Source organism: Peribacillus sp. NPDC058075 (genome assembly GCF_042885195.1).
GTDB lineage: Bacteria > Bacillota > Bacilli > Bacillales > DSM-1321 > Peribacillus.
The window spans coordinates 462,378-478,846 of record NZ_JBHVSL010000001.1 but is presented as its reverse complement, the minus strand read 5'-3'; the positions used below and the strand labels follow the sequence as shown (position 1 = coordinate 478,846).

At 42.5% G+C, this 16,469-nt stretch carries 18 protein-coding genes and 1 pseudogene; 6 read left to right on the top strand and 13 right to left on the bottom strand.

What is annotated here, in order from left to right:
• Positions 1–19 precede the first annotated feature (19 nt).
• Positions 20–1,084, bottom strand: coding sequence for an NAD(P)/FAD-dependent oxidoreductase (locus ACFVS1_RS02475; RefSeq protein ID WP_387545004.1), 1,065 nt, complete (start codon positions 1,082–1,084; stop codon positions 20–22).
• A 299-nt stretch (positions 1,085–1,383) separates the two neighbouring features.
• Positions 1,384–1,734, bottom strand: a complete 351-nt coding sequence (locus ACFVS1_RS02470; protein ID WP_387545003.1) for a hypothetical protein — start codon at positions 1,732–1,734, stop codon at positions 1,384–1,386.
• A gap of 545 nt (positions 1,735–2,279) precedes the next feature.
• On the opposite strand from ACFVS1_RS02470, the gene ACFVS1_RS02465 reads away from it, so the two are divergent.
• Entirely contained in the window at positions 2,280–2,501 is a 222-nt protein-coding gene (locus tag ACFVS1_RS02465) for a DeoR family transcriptional regulator (protein ID WP_034309346.1), read from the top strand.
• An 86-nt stretch (positions 2,502–2,587) separates the two neighbouring features.
• Here the strand turns inward: ACFVS1_RS02465 and ACFVS1_RS02460 are convergent, their stop codons facing one another.
• Both ACFVS1_RS02460 and ACFVS1_RS02455 read right to left on the bottom strand, forming a co-directional pair.
• Positions 2,588–3,310, bottom strand: coding sequence for a pseudouridine synthase (locus ACFVS1_RS02460; RefSeq protein ID WP_387545001.1), 723 nt, complete (start codon positions 3,308–3,310; stop codon positions 2,588–2,590).
• Positions 3,311–3,434: 124 nt separating this feature from the next.
• Positions 3,435–5,036, bottom strand: coding sequence for a putative polysaccharide biosynthesis protein (locus ACFVS1_RS02455; protein ID WP_387544999.1), 1,602 nt, complete (start codon positions 5,034–5,036; stop codon positions 3,435–3,437).
• Positions 5,037–5,241: 205 nt separating this feature from the next.
• On the opposite strand from ACFVS1_RS02455, the gene ACFVS1_RS02450 reads away from it, so the two are divergent.
• Positions 5,242–6,507: a BaiN/RdsA family NAD(P)/FAD-dependent oxidoreductase gene (locus ACFVS1_RS02450; RefSeq protein WP_387544997.1), complete on the top strand. Its 1,266-nt coding sequence runs from the start codon at positions 5,242–5,244 to the stop codon at positions 6,505–6,507.
• Between the two features lie 167 nt (positions 6,508–6,674).
• Here the strand turns inward: ACFVS1_RS02450 and ACFVS1_RS02445 are convergent, their stop codons facing one another.
• From ACFVS1_RS02445 to ACFVS1_RS02435, 3 genes are all read right to left on the bottom strand, one after another.
• Entirely contained in the window at positions 6,675–6,989 is a 315-nt protein-coding gene (locus tag ACFVS1_RS02445) for an MGMT family protein (RefSeq protein ID WP_352925457.1), read from the bottom strand.
• Positions 6,990–7,008: 19 nt separating this feature from the next.
• Positions 7,009–7,569 carry an MEDS domain-containing protein gene (locus tag ACFVS1_RS02440; RefSeq protein ID WP_352925455.1) on the bottom strand — a complete coding sequence of 187 codons (561 nt, stop codon included), beginning with the start codon at positions 7,567–7,569 and terminating at the stop codon, positions 7,009–7,011.
• A 239-nt stretch (positions 7,570–7,808) separates the two neighbouring features.
• Positions 7,809–7,979: a hypothetical protein gene (locus ACFVS1_RS02435; protein ID WP_170971649.1), complete on the bottom strand. Its 171-nt coding sequence runs from the start codon at positions 7,977–7,979 to the stop codon at positions 7,809–7,811.
• 192 nt (positions 7,980–8,171) lie between these two features.
• On the opposite strand from ACFVS1_RS02435, the pseudogene ACFVS1_RS02430 reads away from it, so the two are divergent.
• Positions 8,172–8,442: pseudogene (locus tag ACFVS1_RS02430) on the top strand (NAD(P)-dependent oxidoreductase); the annotation flags it as partial.
• Positions 8,443–8,662: 220 nt separating this feature from the next.
• Here the strand turns inward: ACFVS1_RS02430 and ACFVS1_RS02425 are convergent.
• From ACFVS1_RS02425 to ACFVS1_RS02400, 6 genes are all read right to left on the bottom strand, one after another.
• Positions 8,663–8,848: a sporulation protein Cse60 gene (locus tag ACFVS1_RS02425; RefSeq protein ID WP_048682016.1), complete on the bottom strand. Its 186-nt coding sequence runs from the start codon at positions 8,846–8,848 to the stop codon at positions 8,663–8,665.
• Between the two features lie 63 nt (positions 8,849–8,911).
• Positions 8,912–9,994, bottom strand: coding sequence for a tartrate dehydrogenase (locus ACFVS1_RS02420; protein ID WP_352925452.1), 1,083 nt, complete (start codon positions 9,992–9,994; stop codon positions 8,912–8,914).
• A gap of 268 nt (positions 9,995–10,262) precedes the next feature.
• Positions 10,263–10,574: a rhodanese-like domain-containing protein gene (locus ACFVS1_RS02415; RefSeq protein ID WP_034309364.1), complete on the bottom strand. Its 312-nt coding sequence runs from the start codon at positions 10,572–10,574 to the stop codon at positions 10,263–10,265.
• A gap of 161 nt (positions 10,575–10,735) precedes the next feature.
• Positions 10,736–11,764, bottom strand: a complete 1,029-nt coding sequence (locus tag ACFVS1_RS02410; protein WP_387544995.1) for an NADH:flavin oxidoreductase/NADH oxidase — start codon at positions 11,762–11,764, stop codon at positions 10,736–10,738.
• Between the two features lie 164 nt (positions 11,765–11,928).
• Positions 11,929–12,771 carry an aldo/keto reductase gene (locus ACFVS1_RS02405; protein ID WP_387544993.1) on the bottom strand — a complete coding sequence of 281 codons (843 nt, stop codon included), beginning with the start codon at positions 12,769–12,771 and terminating at the stop codon, positions 11,929–11,931.
• Positions 12,772–12,974: 203 nt separating this feature from the next.
• Positions 12,975–14,180 (bottom strand): MFS transporter, encoded by a 1,206-nt coding sequence (locus ACFVS1_RS02400; protein ID WP_387544992.1) that lies wholly within the window; start codon positions 14,178–14,180, stop codon positions 12,975–12,977.
• 188 nt (positions 14,181–14,368) lie between these two features.
• Between ACFVS1_RS02400 and ACFVS1_RS02395 the strand changes: the two genes are divergently transcribed.
• From ACFVS1_RS02395 to ACFVS1_RS02385, 3 genes are all read left to right on the top strand, one after another.
• Complete coding sequence (locus ACFVS1_RS02395; protein WP_352925444.1) at positions 14,369–14,740, top strand: winged helix-turn-helix transcriptional regulator; 372 nt, start codon at positions 14,369–14,371, stop codon at positions 14,738–14,740.
• Between the two features lie 228 nt (positions 14,741–14,968).
• Positions 14,969–15,274, top strand: a complete 306-nt coding sequence (locus tag ACFVS1_RS02390; RefSeq protein WP_352925442.1) for a hypothetical protein — start codon at positions 14,969–14,971, stop codon at positions 15,272–15,274.
• A 39-nt stretch (positions 15,275–15,313) separates the two neighbouring features.
• A complete protein-coding gene (locus tag ACFVS1_RS02385; protein WP_387544991.1) occupies positions 15,314–16,456 on the top strand; it encodes a CAP domain-containing protein in 1,143 nt (380 codons plus the stop codon).
• Positions 16,457–16,469: the final 13 nt, after the last annotated feature.

The window sequence follows — 16,469 nt, the reverse complement described above, 5'->3', positions numbered from 1 at the left end:
AGCTTTTTTCCGTTTCCCTTTAAAGTACCCCAGCGGGTTTCATCATTTCCTTGATCAATTCCCTATTGCGCTTTTTAAAGATTTCATTATGGGAAGAAACCATCCCCACTCCGTGAGCGTCAGGCTGGATATATTGCTTTGCCTTGTTTACGGCATTTGCTGCATCTTGAAAAGTACCTGCTATCAGGTTCAATTTCCCTTCATGCTTAAGGATATCACCGGCAGCGTATATTCCATCCATCGAGGATTCACTTACAGGAGTACCTTCAATATAATAATTGTCGGCAATGGCAATGTCCACTTTACTATTTCGAAGCAACGATGTATCACGCTCATAACCATGATTGATGATGACCTCATCGATCGGTAAGTAAGAAACTTCTCCCGTTGCGTGATTCGTCAGTTCAACATGTTCAATGGATTCATGATCGGCGCAGGCGATCAATTTTGTAATCGTCGTATTCAAGAAACAAACAGCAGAGCTTTCCATCAATTGCCTTGCTTGTGATTCATGTCCTGCTAAACTATCTTTCCTGTATGTCAGATACACCTTTTTGGCGATGGGCTCCAATTCATTTGCCCAGTCTATTGCAGAATTCCCGCCGCCTGAAATGATCACCGTCTTATCCTTGAAACGATTGAAAGACTTAACAGTATAGTTTAAATTGGAGACTTCAAACCTTTCTGCCCCGTCTATTTCCAACTTTTGCGGATTCAGGATTCCGCCGCCAACCGCGACAATGATCGTCTTGGAAAAATGCATTTGACCTGAAGCCGTATGTAAAACGAAGATACCTTCTTCATTACGTGTGATGGATTCCACTTTTTCATTCAAGACGACTGTTGGATTGAATGTTAAACCTTGCTCCACTAACTGCTCAATTAATTTTTCCCCAGTAGTGGGTGTCAGCCCTCCAACATCCCAAATCATCTTCTCTGGATAGACATGAATTTTCCCGCCTAGCCGTGGCTGGTATTCAATCAGTTTAACTTTCATTTCTCTAAGTCCGCTATAAAAAGTGGAGTAAAGGCCTGCAGGCCCTCCCCCAATAACCGTTACATCAAATAATTCCTGCTGTGCCATTAACGTCCACTCCTCGGTAATCAAGTGTGATTGATTATCATTCTCATTTAATGGTACACTCTTTTTTCATTTTTTACAATAAGCAGTCGTTAAATAAGGCAGTTAAATGTCAAAAAGCCGATCAACGTCCAACACGTGTTCCGGTAGTCACTCCTGAAACGGATAAAGCAATCAACCCAGCTCCAAATCGTCCTCATTCTTGCTCTTATGGTCCTGTCAAACAATGATTATGCTGGATACCCGTTCAACGGATCCGGACAAATAAAAAAATGCCCTTTTATACCGAGGGCATTTTTTTATTAATTTACAAATAGATATAACTTCCTATGATATTCCTCGAATGCCAGCTGGTCCTTTTCCGTGTAGTCCATCCACTTCACTTTCTTGCATCTTTCCTCTAATCTCTCATTCAGTTCATCTTCTATTTCATTCATGAAACGAATGATTTCCCCATAAGGCATATTGAAATGACGGGCTGCGAGCCTGGGCGGAGAATGCTTTACCAGCAATCTCATGAATTGATCGACCGTGTCTGCCTTTGATGCAAGATAATCTTCTTCGTTCACGATGAATTCATACACTTGTTTTTTGACGCCAGAAAGTCTGGTTACTTCGTCGCGCAATAAAAACTCCATTAATCGTTCGTTCATATGGCTCTACCTCGAATTGGTTTATATTTAAATCCTTTTAGAAATGTATGAAAAGTCTATACTGCCCGATACCTCATTATGACATCGTAACCGCAAGCCTACAAGCAATTCCTGTACCAATACACAAAACGTAATTATTACGATTTATGATCTATTTTTAGTAAAATAACATGTATATGCCCTAAAAGTCAACGTTCGTGTTGTGTGACATCTCGAATCTCGAAATGCATATTAAGCGTCCTGTATTGGCAAAATAAGATCAAGAACAAATGGAACAGCTCTTTATTAATTTTGTATATGTATAAAGAATAATTTTGTTAAAATTTGATATAATAAATGTAATATTTAGTCAATTAGTATTTTTCCCTAGAATTTGCTTTTGCAAAGGGGTAGAATGAAGCTAATGACATCTTATTTTTTCTAAATGTTTCCGAGGAGTTATAGGGTGGGTATAGCAAGTACATAGTGACAGCTGAAATGCTGTCCGACATATCGGTTGTTTTCATTTGTTCAAAATAACAATGAAAAGAATAAGGAGTGATTTTTTGAAACCTTCAACAAATCGCATGTTAACCCGTATTAAATCCGTTTATATGTTCATTAGTAATAACGGTACGGTTTCTACTCAAGAGCTTGTAGAAGAATTTGGTATCACTCCTCGAACTGTGCAGCGCGATTTAAATGTCTTAGCATACAATGACCTTGTTCAAAGCCCAAGCCGAGGCCTTTGGACGACAACAAGTAAAAAGGTGAAGATGTCATCGTAAAAAGAACGACCACCCGAACAAGATCGATATGTAAAATACTTTGAGGCGGACAATTTTTTGTCCGCCTCATTTTTTGTTTCCACATATCATTCAGCCGGTTGGCCTGCCTTTAACTGTTCAAGCTCCTCCGCCGTCAACTCACGGTATTCACCAAGCTCCAGTTCCTCATCAAGCTGTAAACTCCCCATGGAAAGACGTTTAAGATAGACGACACGTTTGCCAACGGCCTCAAACATCCGCTTCACCTGATGAAACTTCCCTTCCATGATCGTCAGCTCGATATCGGATGTCAGACCTGATTTTAAAATGTTCAATTCACCTGGTTTTGTTTCGTATCCATCATCCAAGGTCACGCCATTGCGGAATGCCTCGATATCCCGTTCCGTCACTTCGCCATCAATGACCGCAAAATATGTTTTAGGGACATGTTTCTTCGGGGACAGCAGTTGGTGGGCAAGCTTTCCGTCATTCGTGATCAGCAATAAACCTTCTGTGTCCTTATCAAGACGACCTACAGGAAATGGCTCGAAAACTGAATCTTCCGGCTCCAAGATGTCGATGACCGTTTCTTGGTAGTTGTCCTCCGTTGCCGACAATACGCCTGGCGGTTTATTCATCATTAAATAAATGAATTCCCTGTATTCAACCCGTTCACCATGAACCGTCACGATTTCCGTATCAGGGTCCACTTGTTCCTTCGGGTCCTTGAGCAGCATGTCATTGACCTTGACGGCGCCGGATTTCAGGAGCTTTTTCACTTCTTTCCTGCTGCCATAACCTATATTGGATAAAATCTTATCTATTCTCATCGTTTCCTCCTAAAGCCTTTTTCAAGAAAAAGCCTTGCCCACTTTAATGACAGGCAAGGCCAATATATTTTAATCTGGGGATTCACCATTCAATACCCTTTATTTTACACATCAAACTTCCAGCTTATAATCCTAATTTAGATTTTAACCGATCGATCCGGGTACCGAACAAACGATGGGCAAGTTTGCTTTTCAAGGAAAGCGCCGCATAAATGAGCGCTCCAAAAATTGCACAAACGGCCACGATCAAAATCGCCTGGAATCGCCCTTCCGTTGTAAGCCAAAGCGATAATAAACTGTTCATGCCCCATGCAGCCAGTCCCATTATCACTGAAAAAACGGAAATCAAAACGGATCGTCTGATGGTAAGGCTGTAACGATATCCAGTAAAGTAGGTAATGACATACAAATTCAGCAGCACAGCAGCCAAATAGCCGAATGCCGTAGCATAAACGGATCCTTCCGTTTCAAACATCTTGATCATCGGGATATTCAAGCTCAATTTGATTAAAAAGCCTACAAGCAGGCTGAGCACCGTATATTTTTGCTGATTGATGCCTTGCAAAATGGCCGCCGAAACGGAAAAAAGCGCAAATAAGATGGAAACGGGCGCATATGCCTTCAGGACACTGATTCCAAGTGGATCATGGCTGTAAAAGGCACTATAGATTGGATCGGCTAGCACCGACATGCCAACGACCGCTGGGATCGTAATGAACAGCAAAATTTGGAAGGCCTGGTTCAGCTGGCGGTTTAACTCTTCCGAATCCTCGCTTACATATGCCTTCGTCACCGAGGGAAGAAGTGCCATTGAAAACCCGGTTGCAAGCGTCATCGGAATCAAGACAAGCTTCTGGGCATATACATTCAACACCCCAAGTGCATCTTCTGCGACGTGCTGCAAGCCGATGGAAGACATCGCCTTATTGAAAGACAATAAGTCCGCAAACTGAAACAATGGCATCGCGATTCCGACAAATATGAAAGGAATCGACGAAAGAAATATTTCTTTATAGATTTCCTTCAGGGAAATTTCCATCGTCCCCCGGTCTTTCTTCATCAAGCTGTCCAAATGGGGTTTTTGTTTTTTCCAATACCAAAATAACACAACTAAACCGCCGACAGCCCCGACCGTCGCCGCGAAGGTGGCCACTTGGATGGCTCTCACTAACTCTCCATCCAGGACATTCAAAACAACATACACACCAGCCAAAAGAAACACGATGCGGACAATTTGTTCGATAACCTGAGATATGGCCGTTGGTTCCATCGCTTCATGACCTTGAAAGAAGCCGCGGATGATGCTCATGAACGGTACAAAAATCAAGGCGAAGCTGACTGCCCGTATGATCTCCGTGACATCACTGACATCTTCCTGCCTGACCCCAAAGACTCCAGTAAACAGCGGAGCCATCGTATAGAGAATCAAAAAAGCGAGAAAACCGGTGATTACCATTAATTTCAGGCTCGATTTAAATAACTTCTCACCGACTGCGTATTCCTCAAGCGCATTATACTTCGAAATGAATTTAGAAACAGCAAGCGGCATGCCTGCCGTTGCAAAGCTAATGAAAATGGTATATGGAACGTACCCATATTGATAGAGGGTAGCCCCTTTATTCCCAACCATATGTTCAAATGGGATGACGTAAAATAAACCAAGTATCTTGGAAATGATCGCTCCCAGCGTTAATATAAAAGCCCCTTTTAAAAACTTAGATGACATCTAATCCCTTCCTGCCTCTGTCAGTTACGTTTCACACGCTCTTTATCTTATCATATTAAAGTATTTTTTCTATAGAAAACTACACTCAAGTTTATCGTTTTCGATGATAATACACAAACAAAAAATTCCTTTTCTTCTATATTCGCAATCTGACGGGCTCTTGCTATATAATGAAGGGACTGAAAATGATAAAGTGGTGATCAATTTGAAATATGATGTAGTGGTAATTGGCGGCGGTCCTTCCGGATTGATGGCAGCAATTGCAGCCGGTGAAAAAGGTGCCCATGTCTTGTTAGTGGATAAAGGCGAGAAGCTCGGAAGGAAACTTGCAATCTCGGGCGGCGGTCGCTGCAACGTGACGAACAGGCTCTCAATTGATGAAATCATTCAGCATATCCCTGGAAACGGGCGATTTCTATACAGTGCTTTCTCAGAGTTCAATAATGAGGACATTATTCAATTCTTTGAAAAATTGGGCGTAGCTCTAAAAGAAGAGGACCATGGCCGGATGTTCCCTGTCAACGATAAAGCACAAAGTGTCGTGGATGCCCTTCTGACGCGCCTGTCGAATTTAAAAGTAACGATCTATAAGAACTCTCCAGTTGCGGAAGTTCTCTATGAACATGGAAAAACCAGCGGTGTCCGGTTAAAAGATGGCCAGACCATTGACACGGATGCCGTCGTGATTGCAGTCGGCGGGAAATCGGTTCCCCACACCGGTTCAACGGGAGACGGCTACGCATGGGCTAAAAAGGCGGGACATACGATTACCGAGCTGTTCCCAACTGAAGTTCCCGTACTAAGCCATGAAACATTCATTAAAGATCGAACACTTCAAGGTCTCGCACTTCGCGATGTTTCATTGAGTGTCCTTAACCCAAAGGGCAAGGCCCTGATCACACACCGAATGGATATGCTCTTCACCCATTTTGGCGTCTCCGGTCCAGCTGTTCTAAGATGCAGCCAATTCGTCGTGAAAGCGATGAAAAAATGGAATCTGGCGGAAGTGACTATGAAGCTCGATGCCCTGCCGGACCGAAACAAGGAAGAGGTTTTTCAAGATATCATGAAGGAAATCAAGGCCGAACCGAAAAAAGCCATTAAAAACACCTTAAAAGGCTTAGTTCCTGAACGATACCTTCACTTCCTGCTTGAGCGAAGCGGCATCGACCTTCAAGAACAAGGAGCGACGATATCAAATGAAAAAATCCGCCGCTTCGCAGAATTATGCAAGGACTTCCAATTCGGTGTGCACGGCACACAGCCGCTGGAAAAAGCCTTCGTCACGGGCGGCGGCGTATCCGTCAAAGAAATACATCCAAAGGAAATGGCATCCAAACTAATGGACGGACTGTATTTCTGCGGTGAAATTCTGGATATACACGGATACACAGGCGGCTATAATATCACATCGGCATTAGTAACCGGAAGACTCGCCGGAATGAATGCTGCCATGTATGCCCGTTCATAATTCAAAGAGGCTGATCCGCTTGGATCGGCCTCTTTTTATATGCGATTTCGTAAGCCTGCACACATTCCGTGTTTGTTAGCTTTGATTCCGGCGTAGTTGCTGTTATTCTTGCCTGCACCTGCTTTTTTCGTCCGCAGCCGCGAACCCTCTATTATCCGGCGTTCATTTTAAAACATTTCTGGATGATGGCGAAATGCTTCTAGGTCAATGGTATCCTGTTTCGTGAATGTGACGCCTTCACTCTCGAGCATCGCCTTCTGGTGTTCGGCGGCTCCCTCCGCTTTTATGCCAATTTCTCCTTTGGCATTGATTACCCGGTGCCAAGGAAGGTCATGTTTTTTGCTGCTTGAATGGAGGATCCTTACGACCTGCCTTGCACCGCGCGGACTTCCGGCGAGCTGTCCAATTTGACCATATGTCATCACTTTACCGGAAGGGATTTGTTGTATGATAGTAATTACCCGTTCAGTAAAACTTTCCAAATAACTCGCCCCTTCCATTCTATCGGTTTGCTAAAAACGTGATTTTTTCATCGGTTACCAGGACCCCATGATGCTTGAGCAAGTTTGTTTTAAGCTCGGCAGGCACTCTGCAGTCATCGTACGCACAAACAGAAATCAATCCTCGTTCCTTGATCAGTTTGTTGATTCCTTTTTCATATTCGCCTATCGCTAAGCTGGCTTGTTCGTCATGGCCCCATTCAACATGGCCCCAAGTCCGCACGTGCTGATTGCGTTCAGTGAATGTATCGATATTTTCCAAAAAATAATTAACCATCGTCGAAGGATGGAAGTCTCCATGAAAACAATAAAAATCAAAATTATTCATAAGATGCACTTGCTCCAATTGCTCCTCATTTAAATGAAGCTGCAATTTCTTATACACAAAAGGAAAGATACGGTCATTTTCGATGACCAGAATATGGTCTCCCTGTTTAACACCCTCAATGATGAATGTTGCCTCATTTTCCATGTAGGTTTCCAATTCATTAAAACAGTATAAGATATGTCCACCATCCGATTGCTGTAGATTTTTTATTAGTTGTTTCATATTGTTATCCAATATGGATCTCCCCTTTAAATACACCAGTCCGCTCTATGTATTATGTATAACTTTACTCATTATCCCCGGGTTTGTAAAATTCATAGATAAATATAATCAGTTTTTCTTAATGATATCTGTTATGATCGGGAATTTAGTTGAATCGAATGAGGCTGCTTTTAGTCCACTCATCGAAAGACCAAGGCAGCCCATTTCAGCAAACTCCTTTCTTCTTGCATTTTCCCTTAGTATGTTCACCCTTAAATCACGGGATAATACGGCACATAGCGCGGGTTATAATAATATGGCGGTCTTGGTCCTATAAGCGGCAATTCAAAGGTATTGGGGTTGGAATCATATAACAACTCCACTTTTTCATCCGATTGATCGACCAATAACAATTTCACTTCTTCGCTATAATAATATGGCATATTAAGGCCTCCATAAACTATTTTTCTACACTTCAGCATATTCGAGCTGTACGGCAACGAGCCCGTACCCATACATGTTCTTCATGCACGGCATATACGTGATCGTCATAGAGTAATCCGACTAAATTCTTTTTTAGGAGGACTCCTCATGGCAGAAGATAAAAAAAGAAATCATCATGTGAAAGCTATCCCATGCATCCGAATTATGGAAAGATCACTCGTTATCAAGACGTCCTCATCACGGTTCCGGAGCAACGGCAATTTCGCCAGCCTGGTGTAGAAAAATGAACGGTGCCCCGACCTCCTCATCGAAAATCCCAATTATAAGGGCAGTGGAAAATTACCTGGTCGTGTCGCATTGATAACTGGCGGAGATAGTGGAATTGGCGCTGCGGCTGCCATCGCTTTTGCTAAAGAAAGCGCAGATGTTTCCATCGCTTATCTGGATGAACAGGAGGATGCGACTGGCTCCCACCTTTGTCTATCTCGCTTCTGATGATTCCCGTTTTGTGACAGGACAAACACTTCATGTCAACGGCGTGGAAGCGACATCGCCCTAATTTCCACATCGTTCAGGCCTCCTTCCCAGGAAGTCAAATATCCGATTTCCATGAAAAATAAGACTCCTATTGCCTGCCAGCAAGCAATAGGTAGTCTTATGTTGATTATAGACCAGCCGGCCTTTATTTTTTTTTATAGATGATCATCGCACTAAAACAGTAGATCTGTTCCTCTTCCTCTTCACCTGTAGTGGCCACATTGTATTTGATATCGACGATTTGATTATCACGAATGTCTTCAAGGAAAAAGTTCATTTCATCCTCAAGATCCTTTTCATGCTCATAATCAAATAATTTGACTTGTATCATCGGCTCTCCCGCCCTTTTACTATAATGATAGTTATTGTGCAGGATGCCCATTTTTCAAAAAAATTATACTTGATTTGTTTGTAAAGCGGATATTAATGCAACCACTTCATCCCCGACTTCTTCTGTAGAAGCTGTCCCGCCCATATCAGGGGTGAGCGCCTTTTTATCGACCATCACCTGTTCGACCACATCCAACACTTTAGCACCCCAAACCTCATGCCCGAAGAAATCGAGAATCTGACTGGCGGACCATATGGCCGCAAGTGGATTGGCGATGCCTTGATGTGCTATATCCGGGGCTGAACCATGGATCGGTTCGAACATCGAAGGATAAATCCGTTCCGGGTTCAAATTGGCACCGGCCGCCAGCCCCATCCCGCCTGCAATGGCAGCACCTAAATCGGTGATGATGTCACCAAACAAATTGGAGGTGACAACGATTTGAAAACGTTCGGGCTGCTTGACAAAATACATGCTCGCCGCATCGACCAGATAGGAATTCGTTTCTACATCCGGAAACTCTTGTCCAATTTCTTCAAAAACCTGATCCCAAAAAACCATTGAATAATTCAATGCGTTCGCCTTGCTTATGCTCGTTAGCGTCCTGCCCGTCTTACGTGCAAGTTCATAAGCATAACGGATGATCCTCTCGGTTCCCTTTCGTGAAAAGACCCCCGTCTGCAGGACGACTTCTTCCGGCTTGCCTTTAAAAAGCCAATCACCAGCACCGGAATATTCCCCTTCACTGTTTTCACGGATGACAACCATATCGATTTGGTCACGTGTCACGTCTTTTAATGGACAGGGTGCACCTTGAAGCAATTTAACGGGTCGAACATTCACATATTGGTCAAATCCCTTTCTGATCTTCAGCAGAAGTTCACGTAAGGAAATATGGTCCGGGACACCAGGATAACCAACAGCCCCTAGATACACGGCGTCAAACTCCATCAGTTGTTCCAGTCCGTCGTCGGGCAGCATTTTGCCGTGCTCAAGGTAATATTCACAGCCCCATGGAAAATAGGTGAACTGGAAAGAAAAATCCCCGGCAATTGCCGCCACTTCTTTAAGGACCTTTACACCCTCATCAATCACCTCAGGGCCTATCCCGTCACCCGCAATGACCGCTATTTTATGAACATTCATTCTCCAACTCTCCTTTTTCTATATTTTCTGACTTCAGCACCCTAATTTTAACATATAATTTATACATCCCCGTTAGAAGAGGTCCATACAGAAAAAAGAGACCTTTCATGATGAAAGGTCTCTTTTTTTTACTCCTTCAAATATGCGCGTCTTTCCGCATATTCTCGGCATTGTGAACAAACCATGATCTTTTTTCTTTCTTCATCCAAATATACCGTCACATTCCTGGATTTACGCTTACAAAAGTAACAGGTCTTTTTGAAAAACCTCACTTAACGATGACTTCGCCGTCCCATTCAAGCATTCCGCCAACCATGTTTGCCACTTTATATCCTTGTTCCTGAAGATAATGGCATACATTTTCACTGCGGCGTCCTGAACGGCAGATAAAAATATATTCTTTTTCTTTATCAAAATAGTCAAGGTTCGCCGGGATATCATTCATGCGAATATGTTTCGCGCCTTCGATCATTCCCTCTTGCACTTCTTCGTCTTCACGAACATCGACAAGTTCCATCGCTTCGCCTGCCTCTAGCTTCGCTTCCACTTCTTCAGTTGTAATGATTTTGATTTCTTCCATAATTAGCACCTCGAATTATCGTTTGATTTATCTTTTTCATTATAGCAAAATTTCCAGTTAAACATCACGTAATGGAATTCCTGATGAAAATTCCCTCATTCCTGATTGTAAAAACGCCAGCGAATATAATATTCGCCGGCGTTTTTAAGCATAAATTTGAATTAATGCTTGAATCCCAGTTGATATTGTTCAGGGATCTCCGTTTTTTTATTCAAAGTCTTAGATGCTTCCAATGCCCAATAAGGGTTTCGCAGCATTCCTCTGCCGACTGCAACCAAATCGGCCTCTTCATTACCAATGATTGAATTTGCAAGAATCGGATTATCTAATCGACCTACAGCAATCACCGGAATATCCAAGGCTTTTTTGATTTCCCTGGCCAACGGAGTTTGATAGCTAGCATGTGTACCCGGCCTTCCGTCTGCTCCAATCGGGCCTTCTCCTCCAGAGCTTACATGGAACATATCGACGCCTGCTTCTTTAAAGACTTGTGAAAATGCAATGCTTTCTTCAATACCATATCCGCCTTCTACGTATTCTTTTGCAGAAATGCGCATGATTAAAGGCATGTCGGCAGGCATTTCGCTTTTCACTGCTTTAATGACCTCCACTCCGAATTTTGTCAGGTCTTTTCCATATTCGTCATTACGTTTATTCGTAAGCGGTGATGTGAATTGGTGGATTAAATACCCGTGTGCACCATGTAATTCTATTACGTCAAATCCTGCTGTAACAGCCCTTCTGGTCGATTCCCGGAATTTATCGACCATTTCCTTCACTTCTTCCGTTTCTAAAGCTCTTGGTGTTTTGTACGTTTCGTCAAAGGCAATGGCTGATGGTGCCACCGGAGTTTCGGCATCCTCCGCTTTACGGCCTGCATGGGCAATTTGTATCCCGATTTTTGCACCGTATTGATGTACTTCCTTAACGATTTTGGAGAAAGCTCCAATTTGGTCGTCGGACCATAATCCAAGATCGCGATTCGAAATGCGCCCATCAGGCTCCACATCGGTCATTTCCACTATAATTAACCCCGTGCCGCCAACTGCCCGGCTTACATAATGCTGCTGATGCCAGTTTGTTGGGATACCATCTTCCGCTTCGACGGAGTATTGGCACATCGGCGGCATGACAATTCTATTTTTAAGTTCAAGTTCTTTTATTCGATAAGGTGAAAATAAATCATTCATAATTTTTTATCTCCTTTTTTATAAAATGCATGCACATGCATTTATATCATCTCAGTAATACCGTGTCAACTAATCAGATTCCTGAAGCTGTCATTGTAAATGCCGATACGGTAATCCAATAAAAAAAGAAGGACGGGTATCCCGTCCCTCTCCTTCCCACGTGATTAAAAGTCGAAATTATCAGGATCTGGACCAACACGGTGATTCTGGTTCAATTCATCAATTTGGTTCATTTCTTCTTCCGTCAATTCGAAATCGAATACAGATGAGTTTTCTACAATACGATGCTCCTTAGTGGATTTAGGAATCGTTACAATTCCATTTTGTAAATCCCAGCGCAAAATGACTTGTGCAACTGATTTGCCATGCTTGGTTGCAATAGCTTGTAAAACTTCATTATCCAGAAGTTCACCTTGCATCAAAGGAGACCATGCTTCAAGCTGTATTCCTTGTTCCTTACAGAAAGCCTGTACTTCTTTTTGAGTTAAACGCGGATGGCATTCCACTTGATTGACCATCGGCTTCACTTCTGCATCTGCCATTAAATCTTTAAGATGGTGAATCTGGAAATTGCTCACACCGATCGCTTTCACTTTTCCTTCTTTATAAAGAGTTTCCAACGCTCTCCAGGCTTCTTTATATTTTCCTTCCACTGGCCAATGGATAAGATATAAATCCAAGTACTCCAAGCCAAGTTTCTTTAAGCTTTTTTCATAAGCCGCGATTGTCGATTCATATCCTAAATCGGCATTCCAGACTTTTGATGTTACGAATAAGTCTTCCCTTGAGATTCCAGCTTCTTTTAAGCCCTCACGGATTCCTTGGCCGACCCCTTCTTCATTTTCATAAATGGCAGCCGTATCGATACTGCGATAACCATGTTTAATGGCCACTTTAACTGCATTTACCAGCTCCGGTCCTTCTTCCACCTTAAATACGCCCAATCCGAACCAAGGCATTTTGACGCCATTATGCAATGTTGTTGTATCTTGTAAATTTTTCACCATTATACTCTACCTCCAAATTTTTTCTTCATTGTTTTTATAGATTGTAATGCGTCTAAGTAGTATCAGTATCAGTATCAGTATCAGTATCATTACATCCCTTCAAGGAACCTTCCATCATTCGCTGAAGGGATGCAATGATACTTATGTTATCGATACTTTATAACGCATAGCATGCTTTTTCTAACATGCATCACTTTTTTAACCTATGCTATTTTGTCCGTTCCCTTGGTACGGTCTTTACTTTCCAAGGCCCGGCTCCAGCCTGTTAAAATCACTGCTGCAAACACCATGACTCCACCTATCCACGCTGTATGAATCAGTCCGATCGAATCCGTAATCACCCCTCCTAAGTAGGCACCAATGGCGATTCCAGCATTGAAGGCGGCAATATTGATGGCTGACGCCACGTCCACTGCACCCGGCACGAAACGCTCCGCTAACATGACGACATACACTTGAAGCCCCGGCACATTCATGAATGCAAACAATCCCATTAAAATGATCGTAATTAAACCAGCTATCTTAAACGGTGCCGTGAATGTCAGTACAACAAGTACAATGGCCTGAATAAGAAACATATAGAATAGGGCATTAATAGGATTGCGATTGGCGAATTTTCCGCCAAGGGTATTTCCTATTGCTATGGCTACTCCATATATTAGCAAAATCAAGGCCACAGTTCCTTCTTTAAACCCTGTCACTTCCTGAAGTAATGGCGACAGGTACGTGAAGACAACGAATGTACCTCCATACCCTAACGCTGTAATGATGAATACTAGCAGCAATCGGCCATTCGTCACCAATTTGATTTGGTCACGGAACGTGGTCCGTGCAGCCTTTCTTAAATCGGATGGTACGAGGATGCCGTTTCCGATGAAAGCAAGCAAGCCGATTGCCACAATGATGATGAAAGCGTATCTCCAACCGAATTGCTGACCGATGAAGGTTCCAAAAGGAACTCCGGTCACCGTTGCCACCGTCAGACCTGTAAACATGATGGCGATGGCACTCGCCCTGCGGTTTTCAGGGACTAAATCAGCGGCAATCGTAGCTCCGATTGACATGAAGATACCATGTGCAAGTGCTGAAATGACACGTGCGATCAATAATACACCGACCGTCGCCGCAGAAGCAGCTAATGCATTTCCGGCAATGAACACGATCATTATCCAAAGCAATAAAGTCTTTCGCGACATATTCGATGTCAGTGATGTCAGAATAGGTGCCCCGAACATGACCCCCAAGGCGTATAAGGATACCGTCAATCCCGCCGTCGTCACTGTAATGTGTAAATCTTTAGAGATGAGTGGTAATAATCCCACGCTGATGAACTCAGTTGTTCCAATCGCAAAGGCACTGATTGCTAAAGCCAGCAATGCCCATGTACTTCTATTTTTATTTGAAATCATATCCTCTTCTCCTTCTTGTCATTTTGTACTATCATTGAAATTGCCTTAGCAACTTTTTTTATAAATGGTACAGTGGAATTCGGTGTGCAAATGTTATTATGAGATATAATAGAAATAAAAAACAGTACGTACTTTAAAGTGATATAGGCACCTTTTAGTACCTATTAAATAAGGAGAGTATGCCAATCATGCAAAAAAGGAAATACAACATATCCGTTGAAGCAACACTTGAAGTAATGGGCGGAAAATGGAAATGCGTTATCCTCTGCCATCTGACCCATGGGAAAAAGCGGACTAGTGAATTAAAGCGCCTTATGCCGAACATCACCCAAAAAATGTTGACCCAACAATTGAGGGAGTTGGAAAAGGACGAAGTCATCAATCGGATCGTTTACAACCAAGTCCCCCCAAAAGTGGAATATGAACTTAGTGAGTATGGAAAAAGCTTGGAAAGTATCCTATCCGCACTATGTACATGGGGGGAAAACCACATAACAAGGGTGTATGGGGATAAGTTTTCCGTTCTCGAGGAAAGTGTCTTGAATGATCCATTAAAGTAATCCCAAACAAAAAGGATTAGCTCGAATTGTCTAATCCTTTTTGTTTATAAAGAATTCTCCTGGTTTAACTATTAATGAAAGCTAGCCCTGATATCCCATAAATTTAACCTTCGTAAGAGGCACCTGTTTTATTCCCCTCTCTCTTTTTGGTATAATATGTAAACTGCATCACTTAAAGTTTTTATTTTTTAATCGAAGAAGTATAATGGTGAAACCAAGGAGTGACATATGAGGGTCTTATTAGAATTGATTCGCATTATATTAATATTCGGGATAGCCGGAACAATCATTTCGAGCATTATAAACGGCATATATATAAACATAGGTGTGAATCAGTATGGCTGGCTAGGATCGATCGCGATACTGCTTTTATTATTCGTCTGGTATAGAAATAAACTTCAGTTCAGTGGCTGGTACTCGGGAAAAGGGAAGGAAAAGCTTCCAAAAACGGCCTCAAAAATACTCATTCTGTGTTCACTATTTTTGTTATGTGCCCCACCTGTTTTTAGTGTGATGCAGATGATCTTTCATTAATCGGGATTCTATATCCTAGATAGAGCAGGAGTGAACGATTTGCGGAAATTGTTTAATATTGTGGTCCTCATACTCCTACTCTCTGGATTATGGTATGGATATGGTAAGGATATTCAGGAGTCTGGATTCAAAGCTGGGGTTAGTGCCTTTGCATCAGATGTTCGTTCCTTTATAAACGGGCCCGAGGTTTCAACCGCGTTGGAAAAACTGAGTACTGGGGTCAGCAGCCTGATTGGCACACTGACGGAAACATTGGATACCGCTTCTGAAAAAGAATCGCAAGAAACGGAAAAAGTGAAAAAACCAGCACTGGAAGCACCTGCTGATGCATCCTTTTCGGTCCATAATATAGAAATTGGCGACACGAAGGATGATGTAGAAAAATTGGCTGGTGAAGCTAAACGGAATACGCGGAATGAATATGGCGTAGATTGGTTCGCCTATCACGAAAATTATCAAAACTTCTTCATGGTTGCCTATGATAACAACAATAAAGTTGTTGGATTATATACGAACCAAGATTTGATTTCCTCAAAGGAAGGCATTAAACGCGGCACTCCCAAAGAAACCGTGACCGGGAAAATGGGGGAGCCTGTAACAAAACTGCTTAAAGGAAACGTCTATTACCAGATTCGGAGTGACAGCGGCGAATACGATATGTTTGAAATGGATAATAGCTATGTGACCATTTTTTATGACAAACATGAGAAAAATACAGTCACGGCAATCCAAATCATCGACGCAAAACTCGAAAACCAAAAGAGCGGCTATTTTGCAGAAGCCGGTCCCGGATTAAAGAAGGGCTTTGAATATCAATTATTCGATTTGACCAATGCCTCACGAGTCAATCATGATCTCTCCGTGCTTTCATGGGATAAACAAGTGAAGGTCACTGCACAGGATCATAGTTCAGATATGGCCGTGAATCAATACTTCAACCATACAAATCTTGAAGGAGAATCCCCTTTTGACCGGATGGAAGATGACAAAATCAATTTTCGAATGGCTGGGGAAAACCTTGCTGCCGGTCAGAATAGCAGTATTTTTGCCCATGAAGGCCTGATGAATTCCATTGGACACAGGGAAAATAAATTACAGAAGGATTTTGAATCGCTCGGTGTCGGAGTTGCCTTCGATGAGGAAAATAAACCATATTATACGGAGAACTATTTGACGAAATAAACGAAAAAGCTGT

Bases quoted from the DNA above. Each gene is read 5' to 3' on its own strand.
- ACFVS1_RS02475 (WP_387545004.1), bottom strand. From the start codon at position 1,084: ATGGCACAGCAGGAATTATTTGATGTAACGGTTATTGGGGGAGGGCCT.
- ACFVS1_RS02410 (WP_387544995.1), bottom strand. From the start codon at position 11,764: ATGAATGATTTATTTTCACCTTATCGAATAAAAGAACTTGAACTTAAA.
- ACFVS1_RS02405 (WP_387544993.1), bottom strand. From the start codon at position 12,771: ATGGTGAAAAATTTACAAGATACAACAACATTGCATAATGGCGTCAAA.
- ACFVS1_RS02415 (WP_034309364.1), bottom strand. From the start codon at position 10,574: ATGGAAGAAATCAAAATCATTACAACTGAAGAAGTGGAAGCGAAGCTA.
- ACFVS1_RS02395 (WP_352925444.1), top strand. From the start codon at position 14,369: ATGCAAAAAAGGAAATACAACATATCCGTTGAAGCAACACTTGAAGTA.
- ACFVS1_RS02470 (WP_387545003.1), bottom strand. From the start codon at position 1,734: ATGAACGAACGATTAATGGAGTTTTTATTGCGCGACGAAGTAACCAGA.
- ACFVS1_RS02460 (WP_387545001.1), bottom strand. From the start codon at position 3,310: ATGAGAATAGATAAGATTTTATCCAATATAGGTTATGGCAGCAGGAAA.
- ACFVS1_RS02420 (WP_352925452.1), bottom strand. From the start codon at position 9,994: ATGAATGTTCATAAAATAGCGGTCATTGCGGGTGACGGGATAGGCCCT.
- ACFVS1_RS02435 (WP_170971649.1), bottom strand. From the start codon at position 7,979: ATGCCATATTATTATAGCGAAGAAGTGAAATTGTTATTGGTCGATCAA.
- ACFVS1_RS02425 (WP_048682016.1), bottom strand. From the start codon at position 8,848: ATGATACAAGTCAAATTATTTGATTATGAGCATGAAAAGGATCTTGAG.
- ACFVS1_RS02455 (WP_387544999.1), bottom strand. From the start codon at position 5,036: ATGTCATCTAAGTTTTTAAAAGGGGCTTTTATATTAACGCTGGGAGCG.
- ACFVS1_RS02400 (WP_387544992.1), bottom strand. From the start codon at position 14,180: ATGATTTCAAATAAAAATAGAAGTACATGGGCATTGCTGGCTTTAGCA.
- ACFVS1_RS02390 (WP_352925442.1), top strand. From the start codon at position 14,969: ATGAGGGTCTTATTAGAATTGATTCGCATTATATTAATATTCGGGATA.